This window comes from Streptomyces sp. PsTaAH-124, from assembly GCF_000373685.1.
GTDB classification, from domain to species: Bacteria; Actinomycetota; Actinomycetes; order Streptomycetales; family Streptomycetaceae; genus Streptomyces; species Streptomyces andamanensis.
On the sequence record NZ_KB892159.1, the window covers coordinates 111,998 to 138,130 of the forward strand.

Annotated in this window: 21 protein-coding genes; 13 read left to right on the plus strand and 8 right to left on the minus strand. The window is 74.0% G+C overall.

Translation table 11 applies throughout. The annotated features are described in order from the left end of the window. Positions 1-18: 18 nt before the first annotated feature. Genes B086_RS0104965 through B086_RS0104980 form a run of 4 tightly spaced genes read right to left on the minus strand, consistent with a single transcriptional unit; the run spans position 19 to position 3,722 of the window. Positions 19-1,284 (minus strand): ABC transporter permease, encoded by a 1,266-nt coding sequence (locus B086_RS0104965; RefSeq protein WP_018565301.1) that lies wholly within the window; start codon positions 1,282-1,284, stop codon positions 19-21. Then, positions 1,281-2,024: an ABC transporter ATP-binding protein gene (locus tag B086_RS0104970; protein WP_018565302.1), complete on the minus strand. Its 744-nt coding sequence runs from the start codon at positions 2,022-2,024 to the stop codon at positions 1,281-1,283. Before B086_RS0104970 ends, B086_RS0104965 begins: the two co-directional genes overlap by 4 nt. Next, a complete protein-coding gene (locus tag B086_RS44915) occupies positions 2,021-3,109 on the minus strand; it encodes a hypothetical protein (RefSeq protein WP_018565303.1) in 1,089 nt (362 codons plus the stop codon). Before B086_RS44915 ends, B086_RS0104970 begins: the two co-directional genes overlap by 4 nt. Next, positions 3,093-3,722, minus strand: coding sequence for a hypothetical protein (locus tag B086_RS0104980; RefSeq protein ID WP_018565304.1), 630 nt, complete (start codon positions 3,720-3,722; stop codon positions 3,093-3,095). The genes B086_RS44915 and B086_RS0104980 overlap by 17 nt, the downstream gene beginning before the upstream one ends. Before the next feature lie 233 nt (positions 3,723-3,955). Here B086_RS0104980 and B086_RS0104985 point away from each other — a divergent pair, with 233 nt between their 5' ends. After that, on the plus strand, positions 3,956-4,867 hold the full coding sequence (locus tag B086_RS0104985) for a M20/M25/M40 family metallo-hydrolase (protein WP_018565305.1): 912 nt from the start codon (positions 3,956-3,958) through the stop codon (positions 4,865-4,867). Continuing rightward, the gene (locus B086_RS0104990) at positions 4,864-6,291 is read left to right on the plus strand and encodes a M1 family metallopeptidase (protein WP_018565306.1); all 1,428 of its coding nucleotides are present in this window, start codon (positions 4,864-4,866) and stop codon (positions 6,289-6,291) included. The genes B086_RS0104985 and B086_RS0104990 overlap by 4 nt, the downstream gene beginning before the upstream one ends. Here B086_RS0104990 and B086_RS0104995 read toward each other — a convergent pair whose 3' ends face one another. Continuing rightward, positions 6,292-8,118 (minus strand): sensor histidine kinase, encoded by a 1,827-nt coding sequence (locus B086_RS0104995; protein ID WP_018565307.1) that lies wholly within the window; start codon positions 8,116-8,118, stop codon positions 6,292-6,294. After that, positions 8,108-8,908: a response regulator transcription factor gene (locus tag B086_RS0105000; RefSeq protein WP_051115766.1), complete on the minus strand. Its 801-nt coding sequence runs from the start codon at positions 8,906-8,908 to the stop codon at positions 8,108-8,110. Before B086_RS0105000 ends, B086_RS0104995 begins: the two co-directional genes overlap by 11 nt. Before the next feature lie 163 nt (positions 8,909-9,071). Between B086_RS0105000 and B086_RS0105005 the strand changes: the two genes are divergently transcribed. Further along, a complete protein-coding gene (locus B086_RS0105005; protein ID WP_018565309.1) occupies positions 9,072-10,019 on the plus strand; it encodes an RNA polymerase sigma-70 factor in 948 nt (315 codons plus the stop codon). A 20-nt stretch (positions 10,020-10,039) separates the two neighbouring features. On the opposite strand, the gene B086_RS0105010 is transcribed toward B086_RS0105005, so the two are convergent. Next, entirely contained in the window at positions 10,040-11,218 is a 1,179-nt protein-coding gene (locus tag B086_RS0105010) for an anhydro-N-acetylmuramic acid kinase (protein WP_018565310.1), read from the minus strand. A 261-nt stretch (positions 11,219-11,479) separates the two neighbouring features. Continuing rightward, entirely contained in the window at positions 11,480-13,051 is a 1,572-nt protein-coding gene (locus B086_RS0105015) for a sodium:solute symporter (RefSeq protein WP_018565311.1), read from the minus strand. A gap of 502 nt (positions 13,052-13,553) precedes the next feature. On the opposite strand from B086_RS0105015, the gene B086_RS0105020 reads away from it, so the two are divergent. The 10 genes from B086_RS0105020 (at position 13,554) to B086_RS41835 (ending at position 26,050) form a co-directional block, all read left to right on the plus strand. Continuing rightward, complete coding sequence (locus B086_RS0105020; RefSeq protein WP_026252115.1) at positions 13,554-14,741, plus strand: ATP-binding protein; 1,188 nt, start codon at positions 13,554-13,556, stop codon at positions 14,739-14,741. Continuing rightward, entirely contained in the window at positions 14,738-15,139 is a 402-nt protein-coding gene (locus B086_RS0105025) for a roadblock/LC7 domain-containing protein (RefSeq protein WP_018565313.1), read from the plus strand. The genes B086_RS0105020 and B086_RS0105025 overlap by 4 nt, the downstream gene beginning before the upstream one ends. Beyond that, positions 15,136-15,510 (plus strand): DUF742 domain-containing protein, encoded by a 375-nt coding sequence (locus B086_RS0105030; protein WP_018565314.1) that lies wholly within the window; start codon positions 15,136-15,138, stop codon positions 15,508-15,510. The genes B086_RS0105025 and B086_RS0105030 overlap by 4 nt, the downstream gene beginning before the upstream one ends. Next, positions 15,485-16,099, plus strand: coding sequence for a GTP-binding protein (locus B086_RS0105035; RefSeq protein ID WP_026252116.1), 615 nt, complete (start codon positions 15,485-15,487; stop codon positions 16,097-16,099). Before B086_RS0105030 ends, B086_RS0105035 begins: the two co-directional genes overlap by 26 nt. 97 nt (positions 16,100-16,196) lie before the next feature. Then, the gene (locus B086_RS0105040) at positions 16,197-17,507 is read left to right on the plus strand and encodes a cytochrome P450 (RefSeq protein WP_018565316.1); all 1,311 of its coding nucleotides are present in this window, start codon (positions 16,197-16,199) and stop codon (positions 17,505-17,507) included. A 108-nt stretch (positions 17,508-17,615) separates the two neighbouring features. After that, complete coding sequence (locus tag B086_RS0105045) at positions 17,616-18,878, plus strand: cytochrome P450 (protein ID WP_037872821.1); 1,263 nt, start codon at positions 17,616-17,618, stop codon at positions 18,876-18,878. Further along, positions 18,875-19,696: an enoyl-CoA hydratase/isomerase family protein gene (locus tag B086_RS0105050; RefSeq protein WP_018565318.1), complete on the plus strand. Its 822-nt coding sequence runs from the start codon at positions 18,875-18,877 to the stop codon at positions 19,694-19,696. Before B086_RS0105045 ends, B086_RS0105050 begins: the two co-directional genes overlap by 4 nt. Before the next feature lie 145 nt (positions 19,697-19,841). After that, a complete protein-coding gene (locus B086_RS45295; protein ID WP_420712530.1) occupies positions 19,842-21,992 on the plus strand; it encodes an eCIS core domain-containing protein in 2,151 nt (716 codons plus the stop codon). A gap of 148 nt (positions 21,993-22,140) precedes the next feature. After that, positions 22,141-23,172 carry a medium chain dehydrogenase/reductase family protein gene (locus tag B086_RS0105060; RefSeq protein WP_026252117.1) on the plus strand — a complete coding sequence of 344 codons (1,032 nt, stop codon included), beginning with the start codon at positions 22,141-22,143 and terminating at the stop codon, positions 23,170-23,172. Positions 23,173-23,275: 103 nt separating this feature from the next. Continuing rightward, positions 23,276-26,050: a protein kinase domain-containing protein gene (locus B086_RS41835; RefSeq protein WP_018565320.1), complete on the plus strand. Its 2,775-nt coding sequence runs from the start codon at positions 23,276-23,278 to the stop codon at positions 26,048-26,050. Positions 26,051-26,133: the final 83 nt, after the last annotated feature.

The window sequence follows — 26,133 nt, forward strand, 5'->3', positions numbered from 1 at the left end:
GCGCCCCCGGCCGTCGCCTCAGACCGCGGCCAGCGCCTCGGTGGGCGGCAGCCCGGAGGCGCGTACGGCCGGGTAGAGCCCGGCGGCCGCGCCGACGACGACCGCGCCGAGCACCCCGCCGGTCAGGGCGAGCGGCGGGAACACCACGGGCCAGGACTGGTACAGGGCGTACCCGCCCGCGCCCAGCGCGCCGAGCAGCGTCCCGGCGCAGCCGCCCAGTGCGGACAGGGCGACCGACTCGGCGAGGAACTGCCCTCTGATCTGACGGCGGCTGGCGCCCAGGGCGCGGCGCAGCCCGATCTCGCGGCGCCGCTCCAGCACCGAGACGACCATGGTGTTGGCCACGCCGACCCCGCCGACGAGGAGGGCGACGCCCGCGAGTCCGAGCAGCAGCACGGAGAGCGTCCGCTCGGTGGCCCGCTTGGCGGCCAGGACGTCCGAGGGGCGGCTGACCTGGACGAGGCCGGGCAACTGCGGGTGGACGGTGGCGGGCAGCACGGCGCGTACGTTCTCGATCTGCGACTCGACGGCCGTGACGTAGACGACGGTGGGGTGGCCGTCGAAGCCGAACTGCTCGCGGGCCGCCTCCCAGCCGATCAGGACGGTGCTGTCCAGGTCGGGGGCGAGCGACAGCGGTGCGAGGATGCCGACGACGGTGAACCAGCGCCCGCCGATGTAGACCTGCCCGGCCTCCTTGCCGGGGCGCACCCGGTCGTAGCCGAGGCGCGAGGCGGCGCGCGCGCCCAGGACCACGGTCGGGAAGCGGGCCGTGGTCGCGGTGAGGAACGCTCCCGAGCCGACCTTCCCGTGGACCGCCGCGAGCAGACCGGTGCGGGCGGCCAGGACGCTGATGCCGGGTGCGTCGGCCGGGTCGGCGCGGTCGGAGCGCAGCACCGTCTCGTGCAGGTTGGCCACGGCGCTGGCGTGGGTGACCGGGCCGATGCGGGCGGCCATGGCGTCGGCGCTCTCGGGGAGGACCACGGGCGGATCGGCGTTCGTCTGCGGGGCGACGCGGAGCATGTTCGTGCCGAGCGCGGACAGCTGGTTGGACAGGGCCCGGCTGCTGGAGGCGGGCACGGCGGTGACGACGACGAGCGTCGCGATGCCCAGGGAGATGCCGAGCGCGGACAGCGCCGCCCGGGGGCCGCGGGTGCGGATGCCGAGCAGGCCGAGCCGGAGGATGTCGGTGAACGCCAGCCGGACCGGGCGCGGTCCGCGGTTCCGCGCGGTGCGGTTCCGCGGTGTGCGGGGCCGCGGTGTGCGGGTCTTCGCTCTGCGGCTCATGCGGTGCTCACCTCGCGGGTGTCGGCCGTGACGCGTCCGTCGCGCAGTTCCACCCTGCGGGGCAGCCGGGCGGCGATGTCGCGGTCGTGGGTGATGACGGCGATGGTCGTGCCCTGGGCGTTGAGCTCGGTGAGCAGGTCGAGGACGGCTTCGCCGTTGGCCGCGTCCAGGGCGCCGGTGGGTTCGTCGGCGAGCACCAGCGCGGGCCGGTTGACCAGCGCGCGGGCGATGGCGACGCGTTGCCGCTCGCCGCCGGAGAGCTGCTGCGGCAGATGGGAGCCGCGGTGTGCCAGGCCGACCCGGGCCAGGGCCTCCCGGGCGAGCGGGCGGCGGCTGCGGCGCGGGACACCCGCGTAGAGCAGTCCGGTGGCGACGTTCTCGGTGGCGTCCAGTCCGTCGGTGAGGTGGAAGTGCTGGAAGACGAAGCCCAGCAGGCGGGCGCGGAGCGCGGACAGGCGGCGGTCGCCCAGGGTGCGGACGTCGTGTCCGGCGACCCGGACGGTGCCGGTCGTCGGCCGGTCCAGGGTGCCCATGATGTGCAGCAGCGTCGACTTGCCGGACCCGGACGGGCCGACGATGGCGAGGAGTTCGCCCTCGTCCACGCGGAGCGAGACGTGGTCGAGCGCGGTGACGTCGCCGGGGTGGTGTCTGGTGACGTCGTCGACGAGGAGGACCGGACAGCCGGTGCGGAGGACCCCGGGCGTGCGGGGGCCGGTGGCGGGCGTGGCGGGCGTGCTCATGAGGCCGTCACCACCTTGCTGCCCTCGGTCACTCCCTTGCCGCTCACCTCGACCTGCCCGCCCGCGAACATGCCGGTGGTCACCGCGATCAGGGTGCCGTCCGGGCGCTGCACCGCGTATCCGCCCTCCTTCAGGGCGACCAGCGCGCTCACGGGGACGGCGAGGACGCCCTTGCGGGTGACGGTGTCGAACCTGACCTGTACGGCCGCCGCGTCGAGGCTCTGCACGTCCTTCGCGTGGTCCGGGACCACGGTCACATCGAGGGTGGCCGGTCCGGTCTGCGCCTGCGCGCCGTCCGTGCCGCCCTGGACGGTCCGGCCGAGCGCGGTGACCCTGCCGCGGACCGTCCTGCCGTCGGGCAGGGTGATCCCCGCCCGGGTGCCGGCCTTGACGGTGGCCACGTCGGTGGCGGCGACCGGCACGGTCACGGACTTGGCAGCGGCCGTGTAGGCGAACAGCGGGGAGTCGGCCGGGTCGCCGGGCTGTGCCTGGACCGTGTCGACGCGCACCGCCCCGGGCAGGACGACGGCGCGGCCGGGGACGAGGGTGCCCGTGGCCTGCTGTCCGGTGTCGTGCTGCCACCGCTTGAGGGCGGCGGCGAGGGCCGGGGTGAACAGCGCGCCCTCGTCACCGGCGCCGCTCGGCGCGGTCGCCGCGGACCCGATGTCGTAGCCGAGCGCGACGAGGTTGTCGGCGAGCACGCTCACGTCGTGGCCGCGCACGCCCGTCTTGTCCAGGGTGCGGAAGAAGGGGGTGTCGCCGAAGAAGACCGGTACGGGCCGGTCGTCGATCCGGTACAGCGCCTTGCCCCTGGCCGCGCGGGCACCCGGCTTCGGCACCGCCGTGACGGTGCCCTGGCCGGTGCCCTTGAGCACCTGCGGCTTGCCGTGGCCGAGGGTGCCCGGCAGGGTGCGGCTGTCGGAGAGGTCGGTCCTGGTGACCGTGGCGGTGTGCGGCGGCGCGGGCGCCGCGGCCGCGGTGTCCCGGCCCGCGTGGGTGTTGCTCCAGGCCACCGCGCCGGTACCGGCGGCCCCGGCGACCAGCAGGGCGCTCAGGGTGACGGCGACCTTAGTCCTTCTTGCCACCGAATTCCTCCATCGTGCATTTCTTGTCGACCGTGTCCTGCTCGGTCTGGCTCAGCGTGGAATCGCCGTCGTAGGTCCAGCCGGAGTTGTCGGGCAGCGCGGTGACCTTGAGGCCGTGCCGGTTCAGGCACTTGACGTAGGCCCGGTACTGGTCGTCGAAGTGCGGATTCGTCTCGCGTTCCAACTCGGGCGGCTGGAGGGGAAGTTTGTTCTTGCACGCCCGCTCGGCCGCTTTCGCGGTGGGGCTGTTGTCCGTGTCGTCGATGGAGTCCGGGCCGCGTGCGGTGATCATCTTGTGGCCGTGGTCCTTGAGGCACGCGGCGTAGTAGTGCCAGTAGCGGTCCCGCTCCTCGTCCGTGCTGTCCAGGCGCAGTTGGGGGCGGCCGGCGTCCGGGTCGGACGGTGTGGCGCCCGCGCCGGAACCCGCCTTCGGCGTACCGGCCGGGGCACCGCTCTCCAGGGACGCCACGCCCTGGTGGGCCGGGCCGCCCTGGTCGTCGGAGCCGCCCGGACCGCCCCCGCCGCCGCAGCCGGTGAGCAGCAGGAAGCCCGCGAGGAGGACGGCGGCGCCGGGCAGGCAACGGCGGCGGCCGCGAAGGTCGAGGTGGGTCATGGGGCCCATGCTCGGCGCGATGTGTCGGGAAGCCGTCAGGAACCCTTGCCGGTGCCGTGCGCCCCCCCGGTGGCGCTCCGCACCGCCGCACCGGCCGCCCGGCCACCGGCCGGACACACCGCCCGGACGCCGACCGGATGCCGACAACTCCCCCACCGGAACAGGACGGTCGCGGCACATCCGCGCCCTACCGTCCTGGCCGTCAAGCCCCCTATCGACAGGAGAGCGATCTCATGGCATCGCGCCCTCTGCTGCGCGCCGTCGCCGTCGCCGCGCTGTGCACCGGCCTGCTCGGCACCGCTCCCGCCGGTGCGGCCCCGGCCCCTCGTACCGCCCCGGACCCGCCGGTCGTCACCGCGCGTGCCGTCATGCCGTATCTGGAGGAGTTCCAGGCCATCGCCGACCGCAACGGCGGCAACCGGGCGCACGGCACCCCGGGTTACCGGGAGTCCGTGGCGTATGTGCGGCGGGTGCTGGAGCGGGCGGGCTACCGGACCGTCCTCCAGCCGTTCACGCACGACGGTGCCACCGGCTACAACCTGATCGCCGACCTGCCGGGCGGCGACACCCGCGACACCCTCATGCTGGGCGCGCACCTGGACAGCGTCACGGCCGGTCCCGGCATCAACGACAACGGGTCCGGCTCGGCCGCCGTCCTCGCCACCGCGGTCGCCGTGGCCCGCACCCACCCGCGCACCGAACGGCACCTCCGGTTCGCCTGGTGGGGCGCGGAGGAGGGCGGCCTGTTCGGCTCGGCGCACTATGTGAACAGCCTCTCCCCCGCCCAGCGTTCCGCCATCGGCAGCTATCTCAACTTCGACCAGGCCGGTTCCCGGCACGTCACGACCTGGCTGGTCACCCATGATCCGGCCGGGTCCGCCGGGGCGGTGGAGGCCACCGACGCGTTCGAGGCGTACTTCGCGGCCCGCTCGGTCCCGACCTTCGACATCGGGAACACCGGCTCGGACGACCAGTCGTTCGCCGCCGCCGGCATCCCCATGGCCGGTTTCACCACCGGCGTCTCCGACTGCATCCACAGCGCCTGCGACGACATCCACAACGTGGACCCGGACGTGCTGGCGCTCAGCACGAACGCCGTGCTCGACGTGGCCTGGCACCTCGCCCTCACCAAGGACCGCCGATGAAGCGCCGTCTCGTCCCCCCGCTCGCCGCGCTCGCCCTGTGCGTGCTCACCTCCCTGGCGCCCGCCTCCGCGGCCGACGGCGGGTCCGGTGTGGGTGACCCCTACTACCCCGACGACGGCAACTCCGGGTACGACGTGGCCCAGTACGACGTGCGTGTCGTCTACGACCCGGCCCGCCCCGACCACCTGGACGGCGACACCACGGTCACCGCGCGCGCCCTGGAGGACCTGGACCGCTTCCATCTGGACCTGACCGGTTTCGAGGTCTCCTCGGTGACCGTCGACGGGGTGGCGGCCCGCGCGGTGGCGCGCGAGGGCGCGCACGAACTCGTCGTCACCCCGGCCCGGCGGCTGCGCAAGGGCGCCCCCTTCTCCGTGCGCGTACGGTACGCGGGCAAGCCGGTCGGGGAGGGCTGGATCCCGCTGACCGACGGCGGGGTGTCGGTCGTCGGTGAACCGCACGCCGCCTCGGCCTGGTACCCGGCGAACGACCATCCGTCCGACAAGGCGACCTTCCGGCTGACGGCGACCGTCCCGGACGGCTGGACCGCCGTCGGCAACGGGCGGCCGGGACCGGTGACCTCGGACGGCGCGGGGCACCGCACCTTCCGCTGGTACGAGGACCGGCCGCTGGTCACCTACGCCAGCACCCTGGCCGTCGACCGGTTCACGGTGCACACCGACCAGCTGGCCGACGGCACGCCGGTGATCAACGCGATCGGGCCCGGCACGATCGTGGACGCGGAGTCCGAGGCGCTCCAGAAGAAGATCCTGGACCTCTTCTCCGCCCGGTTCGGCCCGTACCCGTTCTCCTCGGCCGGAGCCATCGTCACCTCGCAACGGGCCGCGAACGCACCCGAGCTGGAGACGCAGAGCCGTCCGACGTACGACGTGGGCCTGTTCGACGTGGCGATGGCGCACGAGCTGGCCCACCAGTGGTTCGGCGACAGCGTGTCGTTCGAGGACTGGCGGGACGGCTGCCTCGCCGAGTGCTTCGCCTCGTACGCCCAGTGGCTCTGGTACGAGCACCAGGAGGGCGACGACATCGACCACGACTACTACGGCCCGCAGGTCGAGGAGCACCGCGCCGACCCGGAGTTCTGGCGCGTCCCGCTGTACGACCCCGGTGCCGGGCGGGAGCTGGACGCCGCCCTGTACGAACGGGGGCCGCTGATGCTGCACGCCCTGCGGCGCACGGTGGGTGACGACGTGTTCTTCCGGATCCTGCGGCAGTGGCAGTCCGCGCACCGCTACGGCAACGCGTCCTGGCCGCAGTTCGAGGCCCTGGCGGGCCAGGTGTCCCGCCAGGACCTGCGCGGCTTCTTCGCGGCGTGGGCGCACAGCACCGTGATCCCGCCGGACCGGTACCTGTATCCGGGCGGCCTGTCCCCGGCGCCGGGGTCCGCCGCGCACCCGCACACCTGATCAGCCGTCCCGGCCCCCGGCCTCCCGGGGGCCGGCCGGCAGCCGCAGCGAGAAGACGGATCCGGCGCCGGGCACGCTGGACGCGTGCGCGGTGCCGCCGTGCGCCTCGGCGAGTTTGCGGACGATGGACAGGCCGAGGCCGCTGCCGCCGCTCTGTCTGCTGCGGGACTTGTCCGCGCGCCAGAACCGGTCGAAGACCTTGGGCAGATCCTCGGCGCCGATACCGGACCCGGTGTCCTCGACGGCGAACACCGCCTCGGCGCCGTCCACGTGGAAGGACAGCGTGACCGTGCCCCCGGCGGGTGTGTGCCGTACGGCGTTGGAGACCAGGTTCCCGACCGCCTGGCGCAGCCGCACGGGATCGGCGCGCAGGGTGTGTCCCTGCCCGGTCCGCACCCGCAGCTCCACACCGGCGGCAGCGGCTCCGGCCCGGTGGGCGCGGGCGACCTGGGCGAGCAGCGCGGCCGTGTCGACGTCCTCCGGGTGCAGCCGGAGCGCGCCCGCGTCGGCCGCGGCGAGGTCGCGCAGGTCGTCGATGATGTGCTGGAGGAGCATCGCCTCCTCCAGCAGGGAGGAGACGACGCCCTCGTCGGCGGGGACCACCCCGTCCTCGACGGCCTCAAGCCAGCCCCGGACGTTGCCGAGCGGTCCGCGCAGTTCATGGGCCACATCACTGACCAACGCCCGCCGCATCTCCTCCAGTTGCTGCCGTCTGCTCGACATCAGGTTGAACGCGGCGGCCAGTCGGCCGAACTCGTCGCCGCCGCTCACCTCGACGCGTGCGCTCCGGTCGCCCTCCGCCATCCGCTGGGCGGCGCCGGTCAGCGCGCGCAGCGGCTTCACCATGCGGGTGCCGACGAGGAACGTGACGGTCACGGTGACCAGCAGCACCGCGACGGCGGCACCGGCGATCCGGGTGCGGTTGGCGCCGGAGAGGTCGAAGAAGGTGGCGATCTTCTGGTCGGGCGCGGTCGCGAAGAGCAGCGCGGGCGAGGCCACATAGGGGGCGAGCTGTTCGCGGCGCGCGGTGGTGAGGCAGGTCGTCACCGCCCGGCTGTCGGGGGCGCCGCGGGCGCTGGAGGCCGTCCAGGTGAGGTCGGCGGCGAGCCGGACGCGCGCGGCGTGACGGCCGGTGAGGCAGTCGTTGACGAGCCGGCTGAGCTGGGCGAGCGCCGTGGCCTCGGTGGGTGTGAGCCGGTTCAGGCTGTTCGCCGCACAGCGGTCGCCCGTGCCGAGGGCCTGGCCGTCGAACGCGACCTCGGGCCGTCCGTTCGGCTGCCGGGTGACCTCGATGCCGGACAGCCGTCCGGTGGAGCGTACGCAGGCGGCCACGCGGCCCGCGACGGCGTCCAGTCCGGCCTTCTCCGCGCGGGGCAGCCGGAAGGGGCCGACGGCGCGCGGATCGATGCCGTCGGACCGGGTGCCGTCGCGGCGCGCGGCGAGCGCGCTGTCCACGGCCAGCGGGTCCACGGTCGCCGAGGCCGTCGCGGGCAGCGCTCCGGCCGCCCTGCGGGTGCCGTCACCGGAGTCCGCCAGCACCCGGCGGTTCTGGTCGGTGAGGGTGATCCGGCGGCCGGTCTGCCGCGCCAGGGTGTGGACCGCGGGCCCGGCCCCGTTCCAGTCGGTGTGGGTGGCCGCGTAGCCGACGAGCGCGTCGTAGATGCGGGCGTCGTCGGCGAGGACCTGGCCGTGTTCGCGGCCGATGGCGACGGCGGTGAGGCTGGCGACCAGCCAGGCCGTCGCGGCGATCGAGCACAGCGAGACCAGCGCGGAGAGCACCAGCAGCCGCGCCCGCAGGCTGCGGCGCAGCGGTATGTCACCGCGCACGGGAGCCTGTTCCGCGGTCGGCGGAGGGCGCGGAGCGGGCGGCGCGGGGGTCGGCCGGGGTCTCGGCGCGGATGTCGGCGATCTTGTAGCCGACGCCGTAGACCGTGAGCAGCCGCTCGGGACGGGCGGGGTCGCGCTCTATCTTGCGCCGCAGGTTCATGACGTGCCCGTCGACCGTCCGTGTGGTGACATACCGGTCGATGCCGTGCAGGCGTTCCAGGACCTGTTTCCTGGTGAACACCCGGCCGGGCGCCGACACCAGCATCTCCAGCACCCGGAACTCGCCGGGTGTGCAGACGATCGCGCGGCCGTCCACCCGGACCTCGAAGCGGGCCGGGTCGACCACCAGCGAGCCGACCACGAACACGGGCGCGGGCGCGGTGGCACCGGCAGCCGCGGCGGGGGCGCTGCCGGGGGCGGCCGTCCGGCCGGTCCGCCTGAGCAGGGTGCGGACGCGGGCGACCAGTTCGCGCGGGCTGCACGGCTTGGTCATGTAGTCGTCCGCGCCGAGGTCGAGGGCGAGCAGCAGGTCGTCCTCCTCCGCGCGGGCGGTGAGCATCAGGACCGGGACGTCGGACTCGGCGCGCAGCACCCGGCACACGTCCAGGCCGTCCGTGCGGGGCATCATCCAGTCCAGCACCAGGAGGTCGGGCATCCGCCGCCGGGCCTCCTCCAGAGCGGCCCGCCCGTCGTGGACGACACCGACCGTGTGGCCCTCCCTCTCCAGGTAGCGCCGGATGAGATCGGTCTGCTTGGGGTCGTCGTCGGCGAGCAGCACATACGCACACATGTGGCCATCGTAGGAAGGGCGCGGCGGCGCGGACCCGCCGTCGCGGCGGAACGCGGCCCGCGGCACCGGACCAGGACAGGAACCCGACGACTTCCTGACATTCGGGCGCGGGCCCGGCGGGAGGCGCGGCTTGTAGCATGGGCGCGGAGCGGAGGGAACAGCGATGCAGGCCGACGACGACGGGTCCGCTCCGGACTCCCCCGGTTCCGCTCCGGACTCGTCCGGCTCCTCCCTCGACCGGGCCGCCAGGGACTTCGTCGCGGCCCGGCGGCAGCTCTTCGGCATCGCCTACCGGGTGCTGGGCAGCGCGGCGGAGGCCGAGGACGTCGTCCAGGAGGCGTGGGTGCGGTGGCAGAACACCGACCGTTCCGGCGTCCGCGAGCCGTTGGCGTTCCTGACCACGGTGACCACCCGGCTCGCCGTCGACGTCGCCCGGTCGGCCCGGGTACGGCGTGAGTCCTACGTCGGCCCCTGGCTCCCCGAGCCGGTCGACACCCGCTCCGATCCGCAGCTGGGCGCGGAGCGCGCCGAGGCCGTGGAACTGGCGGTGCTGCTCCTGCTGGAGAAGCTCAACCCGGTGGAACGGGCCGCCTATGTGCTGCGGGAGGCGTTCGACTATCCGTACCGGCGGATCGCGGACATCCTGGAGACCAGCGAGCCCCACACCCGCCAGCTGGTGAGCCGGGCCCGCGGACGTCTGACCGACGGCCGCCGGGAGCCCGCCGGACCGGCCGCGCACCGGCGGCTGCTGGAGGTGTTCCTCGGCGCGGCGCGGACGGGCGACCTGGCGGTCCTGGAGGACGTGCTCGCCGCGGACGTCGTCAGCTATTCGGACGGCGGCGGGATGCGCGGGGCCTCCCGGATCCCGGTCGTGGGGCGCACACGTGTCGCCAGGTACCTCGCGGCCTTCGCGCCGCGCTTCTGGCCCGCGGCGCGGGTCCGCTGGACGGAGGCCAACGCCCGCCCGGCCGTACTGGTCTCGTTCGACGGCGAGCCCGCGGCACTGCTGTCCGTGGACGTGTCGGAGCGGGGCATCGAGCGGATCATGTGGGTGATGAACCCGGCCAAGCTGCTGCCGTACGCGGCGTCCCTCGGCGGCGGCGAGGACTGACGTGCCGGGCCGCCGGGGTGTCAGGGGCCGGGGCGTTCGATCCGCAGCAGGCGGGGTGCCCGCGCCGCGGGTTCGGGCAGGCGCAGCGGCAGCCGCCCGGGGGTGATGCTGCCGAGCAGGGTGGCGTGGCGGGCGCCGGTGGCCGAAGGGACGGTCCCGGGCAGGCCGTTGACCGTGAGGTAGCCGAGGACCGCGAAGGCCAGGGCCTCCTTCGCCGCGGAGGGCAGGCCGAGGGCGTCGCTGGGGCGCAGCGGTACGCCGGGCAGTTCCTCGGCGATCAGGCTCAGCAGGACCGGGTTGCGGGTGCCGCCGCCGGAGACGTGGAGGCTGGTGACACCGTGGGCGCGGCAGGCGTCGGCGACGGTGACGGCGGTCAGCCGGGTCAGGGTGGCCAGGACGTCGTCGGCCCCCGGGGTGGGCGCCGCCGCCAGCGCCCGCCGCAGGTACGGCAGATGGAAGTGCTCCTTGCCGGTGCTCTTCGGGGCGGGCCTGCGGTAGTAGGGGTCGTCCAGGAGGACGCGCAGCAGACCGGCGCTGGTGCGTCCGGCGGCGGCGCGGCGCCCGTCCTCGTCGTACGCGGCGGCGCCGCCGGTGAAGTGGCGTACGGCGGCGTCGAGCAGGGCGTTGGCCGGGCCGGTGTCGAAGGCGAGCGGATCGGCGCCGGGCGCGACGACGGTGATGTTGGCGATGCCGCCCAGGTTCAGGGCGGCGGGGGTGCCGGGCAGGGCGCGCAGCAGCAGCGTGTCGGTCAGGCCGACCAGGGGCGCGCCCTGCCCGCCCGCGGCGACGTCCCTGCTCCGCAGCCCGGAGACGACGGGCAGGCCGCTGGCCTCGGCGATCCAGGCGGCCTCGCCGAGTTGGAGGGTGCCGCGCACGGTGCCGTCCTCGACCCAGTGGTGGAGGGTCTGGCCGTGCGAGACGACGAGGTCGGCGCGGCCGTCGCACAGCTCGCGCAGGGCGCGTACGGCGGCCCCGGCGAACGCCTGGCCGATGCCGGTGTCCAGGGCGCAGATCGCCCGGGTGGTCGTGGCGGCGGGCGGCAGGGTGGCGGCGATCAGGTCCCGCAGCGGTTCGGGGTAGGGGACGGCGAACTGGCCGAGGGGCCGCAGGACCAGGGTGTCGCCGTCCAGGGCGAGGTCCGCGGCGGCGGCGTCCACGGCGTCGTGGGAGGTGCCGGACATCAGGCCGATCACCCGCACGGCGCCTCCCGGTGGGTCCCTGGGCGGGCGGGCCGCGGGGCGAGTGCGGGTGGGGGGACGGGCGCGGGTGCGGGTGGGGATCCGGGTGGGGATCCGGGTCGGGATCCGGGTCGGGATCCGGGTGCGGGTGCGGGCTGTGGCACGGCTTCTCCTCGGGTGGCGGGCGCGTCTCCCGGACCTCGGCCGAGAGGCCCGGATTCGCGGCCGGTCTCGGACGGCCCTGACCGGTGACCGGTCGCGGCCGGTCGCGGCCGGTCGCGTTCAGTCGCGGTCGGCGGCGGTCGTGAAGCGGTCGGTGCCGGGCCCCGGTCCGCCGGTCCCGGCGGTGCGGTCGGGGGCCCGGGGTGCGCGGTGGAGCAGGCTCAGCGCACCGCCGACGGCCAGGGTGACCGCCACCCCGAGCGGCACCAGCCACTGCGCGGCGAGCGCGGTGGGCACGGTGGTGGTGCCGCTGGTGACATCGATCCGCACCTCGCGCACGACGTACGTCATCACGCCGACCGTCACCAGGAACGCCACGACGGAGTCGGTCTCGCCCGCGCGCCGGACGAGCCGGCCGAGCAGGAAGGCGCCGAGCAGGGCGCCGTAGGTGTACCCGGCGATGGTGAGCCCGGTGAGGTACACATTGCCGGTCCCGGTGCTGAAGGCGCAGGCGAAGACGGCCATGAGCGCCGCCCACAGGAGCGTCGCCGCGCGGGCCAGCCGGAGCAGGGCCGCCTCGGAGGGGGTGCGGCGGCAGAAGTTGTGCAGGAGGTCGGCGACCGTCGAGTCGGCCATGGAGTTCAGCGCCGAGGACAGCGAGCCCATCGCGGCGCCGAGGATGCCGGCCACCAGCAGTCCGGAGATCACCACGGGCAGCCCGTGCAGGATGAAGTCGGGGTAGAGGTCGTCGGTGCCGCCCAGTCCCAGTTGCCGGGCGCTGCGGCCCTGGTGGTAGGACCACAGCAGCGCGCCGACCAGGGAGAAGGCCGCGAACTGGATCGTGACGAAGATCCCGGAGGCGATCATGGCCCGGCGGCCGTCGCTCAGGGAGCGGGTGGCCAGGACGCGCTGCACGATGAGCTGGTCGCAGCCGTGGCTGGCCATGGCGAACAGGGCGCCGCCGACGATGGCCGTGGGCAGGGCGAAGGGGCTGGTGAGGATGTGCGCCGGGCCGAAGTCGGTGTCGAAGAGCCGGAACCGGCCCGCGTGCAGGGCACCGGCGAAGCCCGCGCCGCCGACCCGGGCGGACAGCACCGCGACGGCGAGGAGCGCGCCGCCCAGGTAGAGGGTCATCTGGAGGGCGTCGGTCCAGATGACCGCCTTGATGCCGCCGAGGTAGGTGTAGACGACGGTGATCGCGGTGAGGACGACGATGATCGTGCGGTAGCCCGGGTGCACGCCGAACTCGTCGAGCAGCAGCCTGATCGGGATGGCGGAGGCGAACAGCCGTACGCCCTCGGCGAGCAGCCGGGTGCCGATGAAGGTCACCGAGGCGAGCCCCTGGAGCCGCCGGCCGAATCTGCTCCCGAGGTACTGGTAGGCGCTGACGAAGCCGCCGCGCTGGTAGAGGGGGATCAGCACGGCGGCCACGACGACGCGTCCGACGACGTAGCCGAGTGCGAGTTCGACGTTGCCGAAGTCCTGTCCGCCGTAGGCGCCGCCGGGCACGCTGATCACGGTGAGCACGCTGGTCTCGGTGGCCACGACCGAGAAGGAGACGGTCCACCAGGGCAGCCGGCCCGCGCCGACGAAGTAGTCCTTCGCGGACGTCTGACGGCCGGCCAGCCGCAGTCCGGTCACCGCGACGGCGATCAGGTAGAGGACGACGACCACGAGGTCGAGTCGGCGCACGCCCCCTCCTCCGGCATCCGGTGCTGCGCTGGTCCCCCACTCATACCGCCGCCGTCAGCGCTTGTCAGCGCACGACGTGCGCACGGCCGGAATCCGCCCTGCCGGGCGGCCGTCATTCCTTGTCCATCTCCTCCACGGAACCTCCTGGATCTTGGTGTGGAATTCACCGTCCACACCGCACCGAGAAGGCTCTGACCTGTTCGAACACCCAGAAAGCGGGTCGTCGGCGCCCTGAAGTGGACAGAGGGGGAACCGAAACTGTCCGATCGTCAAGTGGGCTCGCCCGAAAGGATATTGATAGTGACCGGACTGCTAAGATCATCGGACTTATCAGTAGGCTGGACGCGAAGTCATGCACGCGTCACTGGGGACAGTCCTGCGACTCATGGAGGAGAAGCCGTTGGCCTGCGAGTGAGGCCCGCAGCGCGGCGCGAGGCCCGCGACCGTGGCCACCGCCGCACGGCCCACACGACCCCCCGCGATGCGACTTGAAGAGAGTCTCATGACGTCTTGGATGACGGATCCGCTGTTGTGGATCCTGGTAGTAGTACTGATCGCCGCGGTCTCCGCGGTGATGCGCGCCCGGAGAACCAACATGGCGCTCCGCAGGCAGAACGCCGAGCTGCGCTCGGACAAGATCCAGCTCGAAGCCGAACGGCACAGCCTGCACGCCCACAACGCGACCCTGCGCTCCGAACAGGAACGTGCCCTCGCGGAGGTGCGCAGCGACGCCGAGTCGGAGACGAAGGACGTACTCCGGGCATGGATGCGGACCTTGCAGGTGCTCGCGGACGAACAGCAGCGCTCCATCAGCGACCTGGCCCGTCTGAAGTACGGCGACGACCCGCAGATCCTCGCCGACTTCATGACGATCGACCACACCAACTCGCAGTTCGGCCGCCGGGCCCAGGGCATCGCGGCCCTGTGCGGCGGCTGGCTCGGCCGCCGTGAGAGCGCCGCAGGCGTCTACGACGTGGCCCGCAGCGCCCAGGGCCGGATCAAGCACTTCGACCGGGTGCAGATCCACAGCCAGGTGAACGTCGCGGTCGCCAGCACCGCCGTGGAGCCCGTCGCGGTCGTCCTGGCGGAGCTGCTGGACAACGCGACCAACTACTCCGCCCCCGGCACCCCCGTCGAGGTCAACATCCAGGCCGTGCCGACCGGTGTGTGCCTGATCGTCGACGACGCCGGTCTCGGCATCAGCCAGGAGGAGAAGGACCGCGCCGCCGCGCTCCTGAACGCGCAGGGGCCCGTGTCGATCACCAGCCTCGGCAGCCCGCCGAGGGTCGGCTTCGCCGTCGCCGGTGTGCTCGCGGCCCGGTACGGCTTCCGGGTCTCCGTCGATTCCGTCTCGCCGTACGGCGGCGTCCGCGCGGTCGTCCTCCTCCCGGAGAGTCTGTTGACCCACGACGCGCCCGCGCCCCAGGAAGAGCCTGCCGCCGCCCCGCAGGAGGCGCCGCAGCACATCGACCGCGGACCGGCACCGGTCCCGATCATCGGGAAGACGGCGGGCGGGCTGCCCAAGCGCCGGCGCGCGGTCTCGGTGCTGCCGCAGCCGGCCTCCTCGGACCAGGAGGGCAGGCCGCAGGAGCAGAGCAGCCAGGCGACCGCGGCGCGCATCGGCGCTTTCGCACGCGGGACCCTCATCGGGCGGGACACCACCACCACGGAAGGACCTGAAGACCAGTGATCCCCGATCTGTCCTGGGTACTGAACGACGTCCTGAGTGTGACGGGCGCACGTCACGCGATCCTCGTCTCCGCCGACGGCCTCCTCATGGAGCGCTCCAGTGAGATCGGCCGCGACGAGGCCGAGCGGCACGCGGCCGCCATGAGTTCGATGCAGTCGCTCAGCCGGGCCGTCGCCGGGTTCGTGGAGGGCGGCCGCGGGGTCTGGAAGGAGACCCTGATGGGCTACGACGGCGGCTGGATCTTCCTCAGCGCGGCCGGCAACGGCGCGTACCTGGCCGTCTCCACGGCGCTGGACGTCGACATGGAGCTGATGTCCATCCGGATGCAGCAGCAGGTGCAGGCCATGGGCAGGGCGCTGAGCACACAGCCGCGTCAGAACGCCGGTGCCGAGGCATGACGGCGCACGGCGAGGAAGCTCCGGTCTCCAGCGAACTCGTCCGCTCCTATGTCATCACCGGCGGCCGGCAACTGCCCTCCGCGGACGCCCTCTCGCTGCACACACTCGTCACGCTGGCGCCCGACCGGCAACTGCCCCTGAACGCCAAGCCGGAGGTCCGCGCCATCTGGGAGCTGTGCGCGGGCGGCTATCTGTCCGTGGCCGAGGTGGCGGCGTACCTGAGTCTGCCGGTGGGCGTCACCCGGCTCCTGCTGACGGATTTAGCCGATCAAGGGCACTTGCTCCGCCGTGCCGCTCCACCCCCCGCCCAGGCCGCCGACAGAGCGCTCATCGAAAAGGTGCTGCATGGACTCCAAACACGCCTCGCCTGAGCCCAGTTACGTCTCAGGCGCGGTGACGACCACCGCGAAGATCCTCGTGGTGGGCCACTTCGCCGTGGGCAAGACGACGTTCATCGGCTCGCTCTCCGAGATCAGCCCGCTGCGCACCGAGGAGCGGATGACCCAGGCGTCCGCCCATGTGGACGATCTGCGCGGCGCCCCGGACAAGGTGACGACCACCGTCGCCCTGGACTTCGGCCGGCTCACCCTCGACGAGGTCGTGCTGTATCTGTTCGGCACGCCCGGCCAGCAGCGGTTCATGCAGCTGTGGGAGGACATGGCCCGGGGCGCGCTCGGGGCGCTGATCCTGGTGGACCCGGTGCGCCTGGTCGACTCGTTCCCGGTCATCGAACTGGTCGAGCAGTACGGCCTGGAGTACGCGGTCGCGGTCAACTCGTTCACGCCGGACGACCAGTACCCGGAGGAGGAGATCCGCGAGGCGCTCGATCTGCTGCCGGACACGCCCGTCTCGTACTGCGACGCCCGCAGCCGGGAGTCCGCGGGCCGTGCGCTGATCACCCTCGTGCAGCACCTCCTCTCCCGTGCGGCCTGCTCTCCGGCCTACTCGTCCGCGCGGTAGGCCCCGTCCCGCACGGCCGTCCGGAACACAAAGGATCCGAAGAACCATGGAATTTCAACCGTCCTCCGCCGCGCCGGGCACCCCACCGCGCTGCCCCATGCACGGCCACGACTTCGCCGCCGACCCGCACAGCGCCTACGACGCGATGCGCGCCGCCGGGCCCGCGGCTCCGGTCGAACTCGCCCCGGGCGTGGAGGCCACGCTCGTCGTCGACTACCAGGCGGCCCGCACCGTCCTCCAGAACACCACGAGCTTCAGCCGGGACCCGCGCCGCTGGAAGGCCCTCAACGAGGGCCGTATCGCGCTGGACAACCCGGTGCTGCCGATGATGGCGTACCGGCCCAACTGCCTGTTCACCGACGGCTCGTTCCACCTGAGGCTGCGCAAGGCCGTCACCGACAGCCTGGACCGGCTCAACATCGGCCGGATCCGGCGCGACGTCGAGCCCATCGCGGCCTTCCTGATCGACCGGTTCAGCGAGCGGGGCCGCGCCGACCTGCTCAACGACTACGCGAAGCTGCTGCCGCTGCTGCTGTTCAACCGGCTCTTCGGCTGCCCGGCCGGGATCGGCGACCGGCTCACCAGCTCGATGTCGGCGATCTTCGACGGCCGGGACGCGCTCAAGGCCAACGAGGAACTCACCTCCTGCCTCATGGAGCTGATCGCGCTCAAGCGGCGCGAGCCCGGCGACGACGTCACCTCCTGGCTCATCCAGCACCCCGCCGGTCTGACCGACGAGGAGCTCAAGGACCAGCTCGTCATGCTGATGGGCGCCGGGGTCGAGCCGGAGCGCAACCTGATCGGCAACGCCCTGCTCCTGCTGCTGACCCGCGGCTCCTCCACCCGGGGCGCCGGGATGCTGATCGAGGAGGCGCTGGACCACGTCCTGTGGAACAACCCGCCCATCGCCAACTACGCCACCCACTACCCGGTGCACGACGTCGACCTCGGCGGGGTGCACGTCGAGGCCGGCACCCCGCTGGTGATCAGCTTCGGCGGCGCCAACAACGACCCCTCGCTGCGCACGGCCCGGCAGTCGCTGAGCAAGGGCGGCCACCTCGCCTGGGGCACCGGCCCGCACGCCTGCCCGGCGAAGTCCCCGGCGACCGTGATCGCGCTGGCCGCGATCGAGGCGGTCCTCAACGCGCTGCCCGACCTGGCGCTCGACGTCCCGGCGGAGCAACTCCACTGGCGTCCGGGGCCGTTCCACCGCGCCCTGGCCGAACTGCCGGTCCGCTTCACCCCCACCCCCGGCACCCGGGTGGCCGCGCTCCAGCCGGCCGCCGGTCCGGCCGCCCGGCCCCTGCCGGAACCGCCCCGCGCACCCGCGGCCCCGGCGGCCCGGGACACGGGCCGGGCCACGAAGAAGGGATTTTGGTCCACTTTCCTGGACATCTTCCGGGTCTAGGACAACGACATGTGACAGGAACAACACACTGGGGCGCATGAGTACGGGTGGGGCAGGGGTAGTTTCCGGCCGTATCCGTAACGCTCAGCCCGGCCGAAGGAGCTATGTGTGACTGCTGTCGAGGGCATAGACGGCAGAACCGTCGACCGTCGCGCCGTCATCTCGGTCCTCCGGCGTCTGCGCTCTCCCCAGGGGCAGACCGACCCGCTCCCCCTCTGGGCGGAGCTGCGCGCCATGGGCGACGTCGTGCCCGCCCCGTGGGGCGGGTACCTCGTCACCGGCTTCGAGGCGTGCAGCCAGGTCCTGCGCGGCAGGACCTGGCTGGTGCCCGACCTCGCCTGGCAGGACCGGCTGCCCGATCCCGGCCGGTGGCAGGCCCCCGCCACCCGCGAGATGAGCCACGCCCTGTCCCGGCTCAACGCACCGGCCCACACCTGCCGGCGGCGCAGCCTCGGCAACCTCTTCGACCGCCAGACCCTCGCCGCGATGCAGCCGGACATCGAGGGACATGTCGCCGCGCTCCTCGACGTCCTGGCGGAGCGGCTGCGCACCCACGGCGAGGCCGACCTGGTCACCTGCGCCGCCGAGCTGTTGCCCGTACGGACCGTCGGGCACTGGCTGGGCATCCCGGCCGAGCACCATGCGCGCATCCTGGACTTCACCCACCGGCAGGTGCACGCCCAGGAGTTGCTGCCCACCGCGAAGCAACTGGCGGTCTCCGCCGAGGCCACGGCCGAGATGCGGGTCTTCTTCACCGACCTGATCAGGCAGCGCCGGGCCCGCCCCGGCAACGATGTCCTGTCCGGCTGGATCCGCCACTGGGACGCCCAACTGCCCGACGACCGGGCCGAGGCGGACCGCGTCCTCTACTACCTGGTCATGTTCATCACCATCGCGTCCCTGGAGACCACCGCGACCCTGCTCTCCGTCGCCGTCCGGCTGCTGCTGGCGGAACCCGGCCGGTGGGAGTGGCTGCGCGAGCGGCCCGAGCACATCGACGACGCCATCGACGAGGCGCTGCGCTACGACCCGCCGATCCACATCAACTCGCGGGTGGCCGGCGAGGACACGGTGCTGGCGGGGGTGCCCGTCGCCCGGGACACGATGGTCCACGTGCTGTACGGCGCCGCGAACCACGACCCCCGCCGCAACCCGGACCCCTCGGTCTTCGACATCCTCCGCGGGGGCCAGCACCTCACCTTCGGCGGCGGCGCCCACTACTGCCTCGGCGCGGCCCTCGCCCGCCTGGAGGCCCGTACCTTCCTGCGCGGGCTGCTGAACCGATTCCCCACCCTGAAACTCGCCGACGGCCCCGTCTACGCCCCCCGGATGGTGTTCCGCCGCGTGACCTCCCTGAAAGTGACGACATGAGCGCCCTGCCCATACCCGTTCAGGCCCTCGGACCCGGCTGGGGCCCCAGGACGCTGCGGACGGACCGGCAGGGCGCCGTCCTGTCGGTGGAGCTGGCCGACCCGGACCGGGGCAACGCGGTCACCGAGGCCCTGCTCGACGAGCTGCTGGCCGTCCTCGACACCCGGGACCCGGAGGTCCGGGTGATCGTGCTGTCCGGGGCCGGTGCCGACTTCTGCCTGGGCGGCGACCGCACCGAGTACGCCGGGCAACTGGCCCAGGACCCCACCGGGGGCGGCGTCCGCGGTTCCGGTGCGAAGGCCCGCCGGGTCTGCGAGGCGCTCGCGCAGCATCCCGCCGTCACCATCGCCCGGGTCCAGGGCAAGGCCGTCGGCGCGGGCCTGGCGCTGGCCCTCGCCTGCGATCTGCGGGTCGGCGCCGAGGACGCGACGTTCCGGCTGCCCGAGCTGGCCCTCGGCCTGCCCACCGCCTGGGGCGGGCTGCTGCCCCGTCTGATCAGCGAGGTCGGCGCCGCGCGCGTGCGCGAACTCGTCCTCACCTGCCGGACCTTCGGCGCCCACGAGGCCCGGGACCTCTCGATCCTCCAGAAGGTCGTCCCGGAGGCGGACCTGGACGCGGCGGTACACTCCTGGGCCGCCCCGGTCAGCCGCCGCCCGGCCGCCGCGCTGCGCGTCACCAAGCAGTTGTTCAACGCCTACGCCGGTGCGTCACGCCTGGCCGACATCACCGCCCTGGACGCGGAACTGATGGCCTCGGTGCTGGCCGAGCGGGCGTACACGGCCGCGCGGGGCGCGGCGGACGGCACCCACCGTTCCTGAGGGCCGCGCCGCACCGGCCGCCGCCCTGCCTCTCCGGTCGGCCGGCTCTGCCCCCGCGCACCTGGCCGCTCCGGGAGATCTCGGCTAAGAAGAATCACCGGTTGCCGCCGCCGGGCGGAGCCGACCGGCGAACGGGAGGGGATCCGTGCAGCAACGGGAAGAGGCCAGGGCCGAAGGACACGGGACGCGGCCCCGGGGACGGAACCTGCCCCGGCCCGACAGGCCGCCCGCGGGGGTCCTCGCGCTCCAGGCGAAGGCCGGGAACGGCGCCGTGGCGCAGTTGCTCCGGCAGGCGGGACACGGCGGCGCGGCGCCGGAGCAGCATGTGCACGGCGCCGGATGCGGCCATGAGCGGGCGGAGCGGCCCGCGGTACAGCGGTCGGCCGTGCACGACGTGCTGCGCGGCGCGGGCCGCCCGCTGGACGACTCGGTCCGCACCGACATGGAGACCCGGCTCGGGGCCGACTTCTCCGACGTACGGATCCACGACGACACGTCGGCCAGGGCGTCCGCCGCGGAACTCGGCGCCCGCGCCTACACCTCGGGCAGCCATATCGTCATCGGCGCGGACGGCACCGACCGGCACACACTGGCGCACGAGCTGACCCATGTGGTCCAGCAGCGCCGGGGCCCGGTCGCCGGTACCGACCACGGCGACGGGGTGAGCGTCTCCGATCCGTCCGACCGCTTCGAGCGGGAGGCCGAGGCGACGGCGGCCCGTGTCATGAGCCGCCCCGCCGGGCAGCCGGTGGCCGCCGGGCCGGAGTCCGCCGCACCGCGGACCACGGCGCCGGGCGGGCGGGCAGCGGGCCGGACGGCGGAGGAGGCGTCCGGTGCGGCCGTCCCCGCGCAGCGTCTGACCCGCGGCTCGCGCGGTGCGCGGCGCGGCCCCAGCGATCTCGAACTGGCCGAGGACCAGATCGAGGACCTGGCGAATCTGCCCGCCCTGTACGTACCGGCGGAGACGTTCGGCCGGGACGGCAGCCTGCCGCCCACGCCGACCGCCGCGTACGCGGTCCCGCGCCGCGGCGACGTGGAGGTCCTGCGGACGCGGGACTCCGCGCTGCCCTCCGTCCGCCACCGCGATCCCGGACCGCGGGAGAGCTGGCCGATGAAGTACCAGTCGGGCCAGTTCGTCTACGAGATCGAGATGATCAACCGGCCGGACCGGCGGGGCACGACCCTCATCGACCCCGAGCGCTCCTTCCAGGTCGTCAAGCGCAAGCTGAAGATGCGCGACAGCGGCCACTCGGCGGGACGCACCTACCGGTTCGACGAGCGCTGGTCGCCCAACCCGGAGTACTGGGGTCCCGTACCCGGGCCACAGGCCGAGGTCGCCGCGCACGAGATGGGGCTGAGTTCCCGCAGCCGTCTCACGCAGGACGACGTGCGGTTCTTCCGGCCCCTGCCGGCGCCGCGCAGCCAGCCGTTCGTGTTCCACGTCGCCGACGACCGCGTCGACCCGCACTTCCTGCACCCGGACGGCGCGCAGAAGGACCGCCGCAGGGACGTCACCGCGGCGGCCTTCGACCACACGGCCGCCAACGCCCACCCCGAGGACTACCGGCGCAAGTCCGTCTCGATGCTCTCGGCGCCTCCCCAGGTGGGCCGCGGCGACGCGGGCCGCAGCCCGCACCGCACCATGGGCGGCGTCCAGGCCCACGAGCTGATGGGGGCCGAAGGGCGCAAGGGCTCCTCCGGTCAGCGGCTGGCCTCGCACGAGTGGTGCCATCTGATCGGCGACGGCGACGGCGGCCCCGACATGCCGGAGAACCTGGTGATCGGCACCAACGCGGTCAACACCGAGCAGCTCGCCATGGAGACCGCGCTGCGCCCGCTGGTGCCGCGGCTGGCGGCCCTCGGCTATTCGATCCAGCTGGACGCGGAGGCCCTGGTCACCCCGTCGCCCGTCGAGGTGCCCGGTGTCCCCGGCGGCAGGTGGAACTCCGCCGAGTTCATCAGCTACCGCATCTCGCTCGTCCCGGTGGGCCGGATCAACTCCAGCCGCAAGCGGGAGATCCACCGGCAGGTCATGGACGGGCGGCGCGGCACCATCACCGAGCTGGAGTTCACCTACCTGCACAACACGGTGCGCTCGAAGCTGCGCCAGGCCGTCGCCGAGATCCACGCGGCCCAGCAGGAGCGCGAGGCGCGGGAGCAGGCGGCGGCGTACGGCGGTCCGGGGCGCTACGACCGCGACGACCGGTACGGCGGTTCCGACCGGTACGGCTCGGACCGGTATGGCCGGTCCGGAGGGTACGACCGCGGGGACCGATACGACGACGTGTACCAGTAGTGACACCGTGCGGCGTCCTCCTGGGCGCCGCACGAGGAGACTCTAGTTACAGCCTCTAACACTTGCTGTTGCACCTCACCCTCTAGATGACCTATAACGGTAGGGAGGAGCCAGCCGCCGCCGGGCGGCACGGTCGATGGAGGTCGTCATGCATGCCGAGAAGCTGGTCGAGGTCGTTCTGCCGGGCGTCGTGGAACCCGAGGGGCTGGAGATCCGGCGGGGCGAGGTGCCGGCCGCCGCTCCGGGCCGGGTCGTGATCCGCATGGAGGCCACCGGGGTCTCCTTCGCCGAGCAGCAGATGCGCCGGGGCCGCTACTACGACCAGCCGCCGTTCCCGTTCGTCCCCGGCTACGACCTGGTCGGCACGGTGGTGGCGGCCGGTGACGGCGTACCGTCCGCCCTGGTCGGGACCCGGGTGGCCGCGCTGCTCAAGGTCGGCGGCTGGGCCAGCCATGTGGCCGTCGACGCCGCCGACGTGGTGCCGGTGCCCGCGGGGCTCGACCCGGCGGAGGCGGAGACCGTGGTGATCAACGGCATCACCGCCTGGCAGATGCTGCACCGCAAGGCCCGGGTGCGCGCGGGCCGGACCGTGCTGGTGCACGGCGCCAACGGCGGCGTCGGCTCGGTCCTGGTCCAGCTCGCCGCCGCCGCGGGCGCGAAGGTGATCGGCACCGCCTCCGCCCGCCACCACGACGCGCTGCGGGCGAAGGGCGTCGTCCCCGTCGACTACCGCACCGAGGACGTCCCGGCCCGCGTCCGCGCCCTCGCCCCGGGCGGTGTGGACGCCGTCTTCGACCACGTGGGCGGCCCCGGCATCGTCGACTCCTGGCGGCTGCTCGCCCCCGGCGGCACCCTCGTCTCCTACGGCACCGCCTCGACCCGGGACGACGAGGGCTCCAAGCAGCTGCCCGTGCTGAAGCTGCTCGGCCGGGTGTGGCTGTGGAACGCGCTGCCCAACCGGCGGCACGCGTACTTCTACAACGTCTGGGCCGGCCGGTCCCTCGGCCGCGACCGCTTCCGCGCCCGGCTGCGCGCCGACCTCACCTCGGTGTTCAGGGCGCTGGAGCAGGGCGAGATCACCGCGCAGGTGGCCGCCCGGCTGCCGCTCGACCGGATCGCCGACGCGGTGCGGCTGGCGGAGTCCGGCACCGTCGCCGGAAAGGTCGTCCTCAACCCGTAGCCCCCGGGCGGGAGTTCCCGCGCGAGACCCCTGACCACGGCCGCCCGCCGGGTAGATTGACGGCGAAGACGGCACGGCAGGCGGCGCTTGGGGGAGCACGGAGATGGACAACGGCGCGGTCCTCGGGGGGCGTTACACCCTGCGCGAACGGATCGGCGCCGGAGGCATGGGCGTCGTGTGGCGGGCCACGGACACACGGCTCGACCGGCAGGTCGCCGTGAAGCTGCTGAGCGTACCGGCGGGCCTGAGCGAGGGGGAACGGGCCCGGTTCCTCGGCATGTTCGTCCGCGAGGCGCGCGCCGCCGCGGCACTGGAGAGCTCGTACGTCGTCCCCGTCTTCGACCACAGCGCGGACGGCGACACGCCGTATCTGGTGATGCCGCTGCTGTCGGGGCGCACCCTGCGCGAACTCCTCGACACCTACGGCCCGATGGAGCCCGCGCGGGCGGCGGAGACCGCGGCCCAGGTGTGCCGGGCCCTCGTGGCGGCCCACCGTGCGGGCATCGTGCACCGCGACATCAAACCGCCCAACGTGATGGTCACCGCCGAAGGGACCGTCAAGGTACTGGACTTCGGCGTCGCGAAGTTCATCGACGCCAGGACCGGTGCCGGACATCTGACCGCGACCACGGACGCGCCCGTGGGCACCCTGCACTACATGGCGCCCGAGCGGTTCACCGGCGGCGGGGACACGGGTGCGGGCGACCTGTACTCGCTGGGCTGCACGCTGTACGAGACGCTGACCGGGACCACGCCGTTCACGGGCGCCTCCGCGGCGGCCGTCCTGATGTACAGCCATGTGCACGAGGAGGTACGGCGCCCCTCCGAGCTGCGGCCCGGACTCGGCGCCGCCTGGGACGAGTTGCTGCTGCGGCTGCTGGCCAAGGGCCCGGCGGACCGGCCGGACGCGACGGCCGCCGCGACGGCGCTCGACGCACTGGCCCGCCGCGCCCCCGAGGCGGCACGGCCCCCGGTGCCCGCGCCCGCGGCGCCCCTGGGTGCCGAGGCCCCGGATGCCGAGGACCCGCCCGCCGAGGCGAGGCCCGCATCCGCCACCTCCTACGTCCTCGCGCCGCCCCGGCGCACCGGCCCCGCACCGGTCCGGCCCGCGCGCCGCCGCCTGTGGGCGGCGGCCGCCGCGGCCGTCGCCGCGGGTGCCCTCGCCGCCGCGCTCGCCGTCGTCCAGCCGTGGCGGGACACGGGCGGCGGCGGTGCGGCGGGCGGCGGCGGCTTCGACGGCACGGCCGGCACCGTGGCGCCCGCCGCGCACCCCGAGACCCTCACCGAGGGCACGGCCGCGGACTCCAGGGGCCCGGCCCCGGCGGTGAACGGCGCCCGGCGCGGCGGGCGGATCGCGGTCGTGGAGTCCTCCCTCACCACGGTCGACCCGGGCGACGCGCAGGCCGCGGGCGACGTCAAGCTGAGCCAGCTCGCCTATCGGAGCCTCACCGGTCTCAAGACGCTGCCGGACGGCACCGTACGCCTCGTCGGCGACCTCGCCGACGGTCCGGGCGCGGTGAGCGACGGCGGCCGCACCTGGACGTTCCGCCTGAAGCCGGGGCTGCGCTACGACACCGGCGAGCCGGTGCGCGCCGGGGACTTCGCGCACGCGGTGGAACGCACCCTCGACCCGGCGTTCAGCACCAACGACGACCTGATGCGCCGCCGCCTGCTCGGCCTGTCGGGCGCCGAGCGGATGAGCGGCGCCGAGCTGCCCTCCGGGGCGGTCGGCACCCCGGACGACCGCACGGTCGTCTTCCGCCTGGCCGCGCCCTGCGCCGACTTCGGCGTCGCCCTCTCCGGCCCCTCCGGGGTGCCGGTGCCCCGCTCCTGGACCGGGAAGCCGCCGTCGGCGCAGGCACCGCCCACCACCGGGCCGTACCGGATCACGAAGGCGGACCTGTCGGGCGGCAAGGGCACGGTCGAGCTGGCGCGCAACCCGCGCTGGCAGCCGGACAGCGACCCGCTGCGCACGGCGTACCCCGACCGGTTCACCGTCGAGAGCACCGGCGACGCCTCGACCGCCGGGAAGACCCTGCTGTCGCTGGCGGAGTCGGGCGTGCCGGTGATGACCTTCACCGGCGGTCCGCTCGGCCGGGACAGCGTCCCGGCGGACGCGCGGCTGCGGACCCTCACGGCCCCGGCGTGGTACGCGCGGAGCTACTTCGTCAACACCCGGCGCCTGACCGACCCGGCGGTCCGCAGGGCGGTCGCCACCGCGATCCCCGCCGGGCAGGTGCTGCGCGCCTCGGGGGTGTCGGGCACGGTCACCCATCATCTGCTGCCGCCCGGTGTCGCGGGCTCCCGGGGCTTCGACGTGTTCGGGGCCGGGGACGACGGCGACCCGGCCGCGGCCCGCGCCCTGCTCGACCGGGCGGGCAGGACCGGCCAGAAGCTGACGGTGGCCTACCGCTCGGACCAGTTCCACGGCGCCGCCCAGGCGGAGACCGTGCGGCAGGCCCTCGAGGAGGCCGGGTTCGCGGTCACCCTGCTGGCCGTGGCGCCCGAGAAGTTCTACCAGGAGACGGCCTCGTACGACGTGTTCGGCTCCGAGGCCCTCACCGCCTCCCTTCCCGTCGGCTCGTCCCTGCTGCCGGACTACTTCAGCGCGCACAGCGCCCAGGGCCTCGGGCACGTCAACTGGTCCCGGCTCGCGGACGCGGGCGTCGACGGGGCCGTCGACCACGCCGACGCCGCCCCGGACCTCCGTACCGCCGGGGCCCGTTGGGCGGCCGTGGACCGCCGGGTGATGGAGCAGGCCGCGGCGGTCCCGGTGTACGTCCCGACGCTCGCCTTCACCGTGTCGAAGTCCCTGCGCGGGCTCCAGACGGACGGCTACGGGGTGTCGGCCCTGCGCGCCTCTGTGCAGGGCGGGTAGCGGGGCGGCCGCCGGGCGTCCGGCCGGGTGCTCCACGACCGCGCCCGGCGGGGACGGCGGCGGGCGCAGGGCCGCTCCCGCGC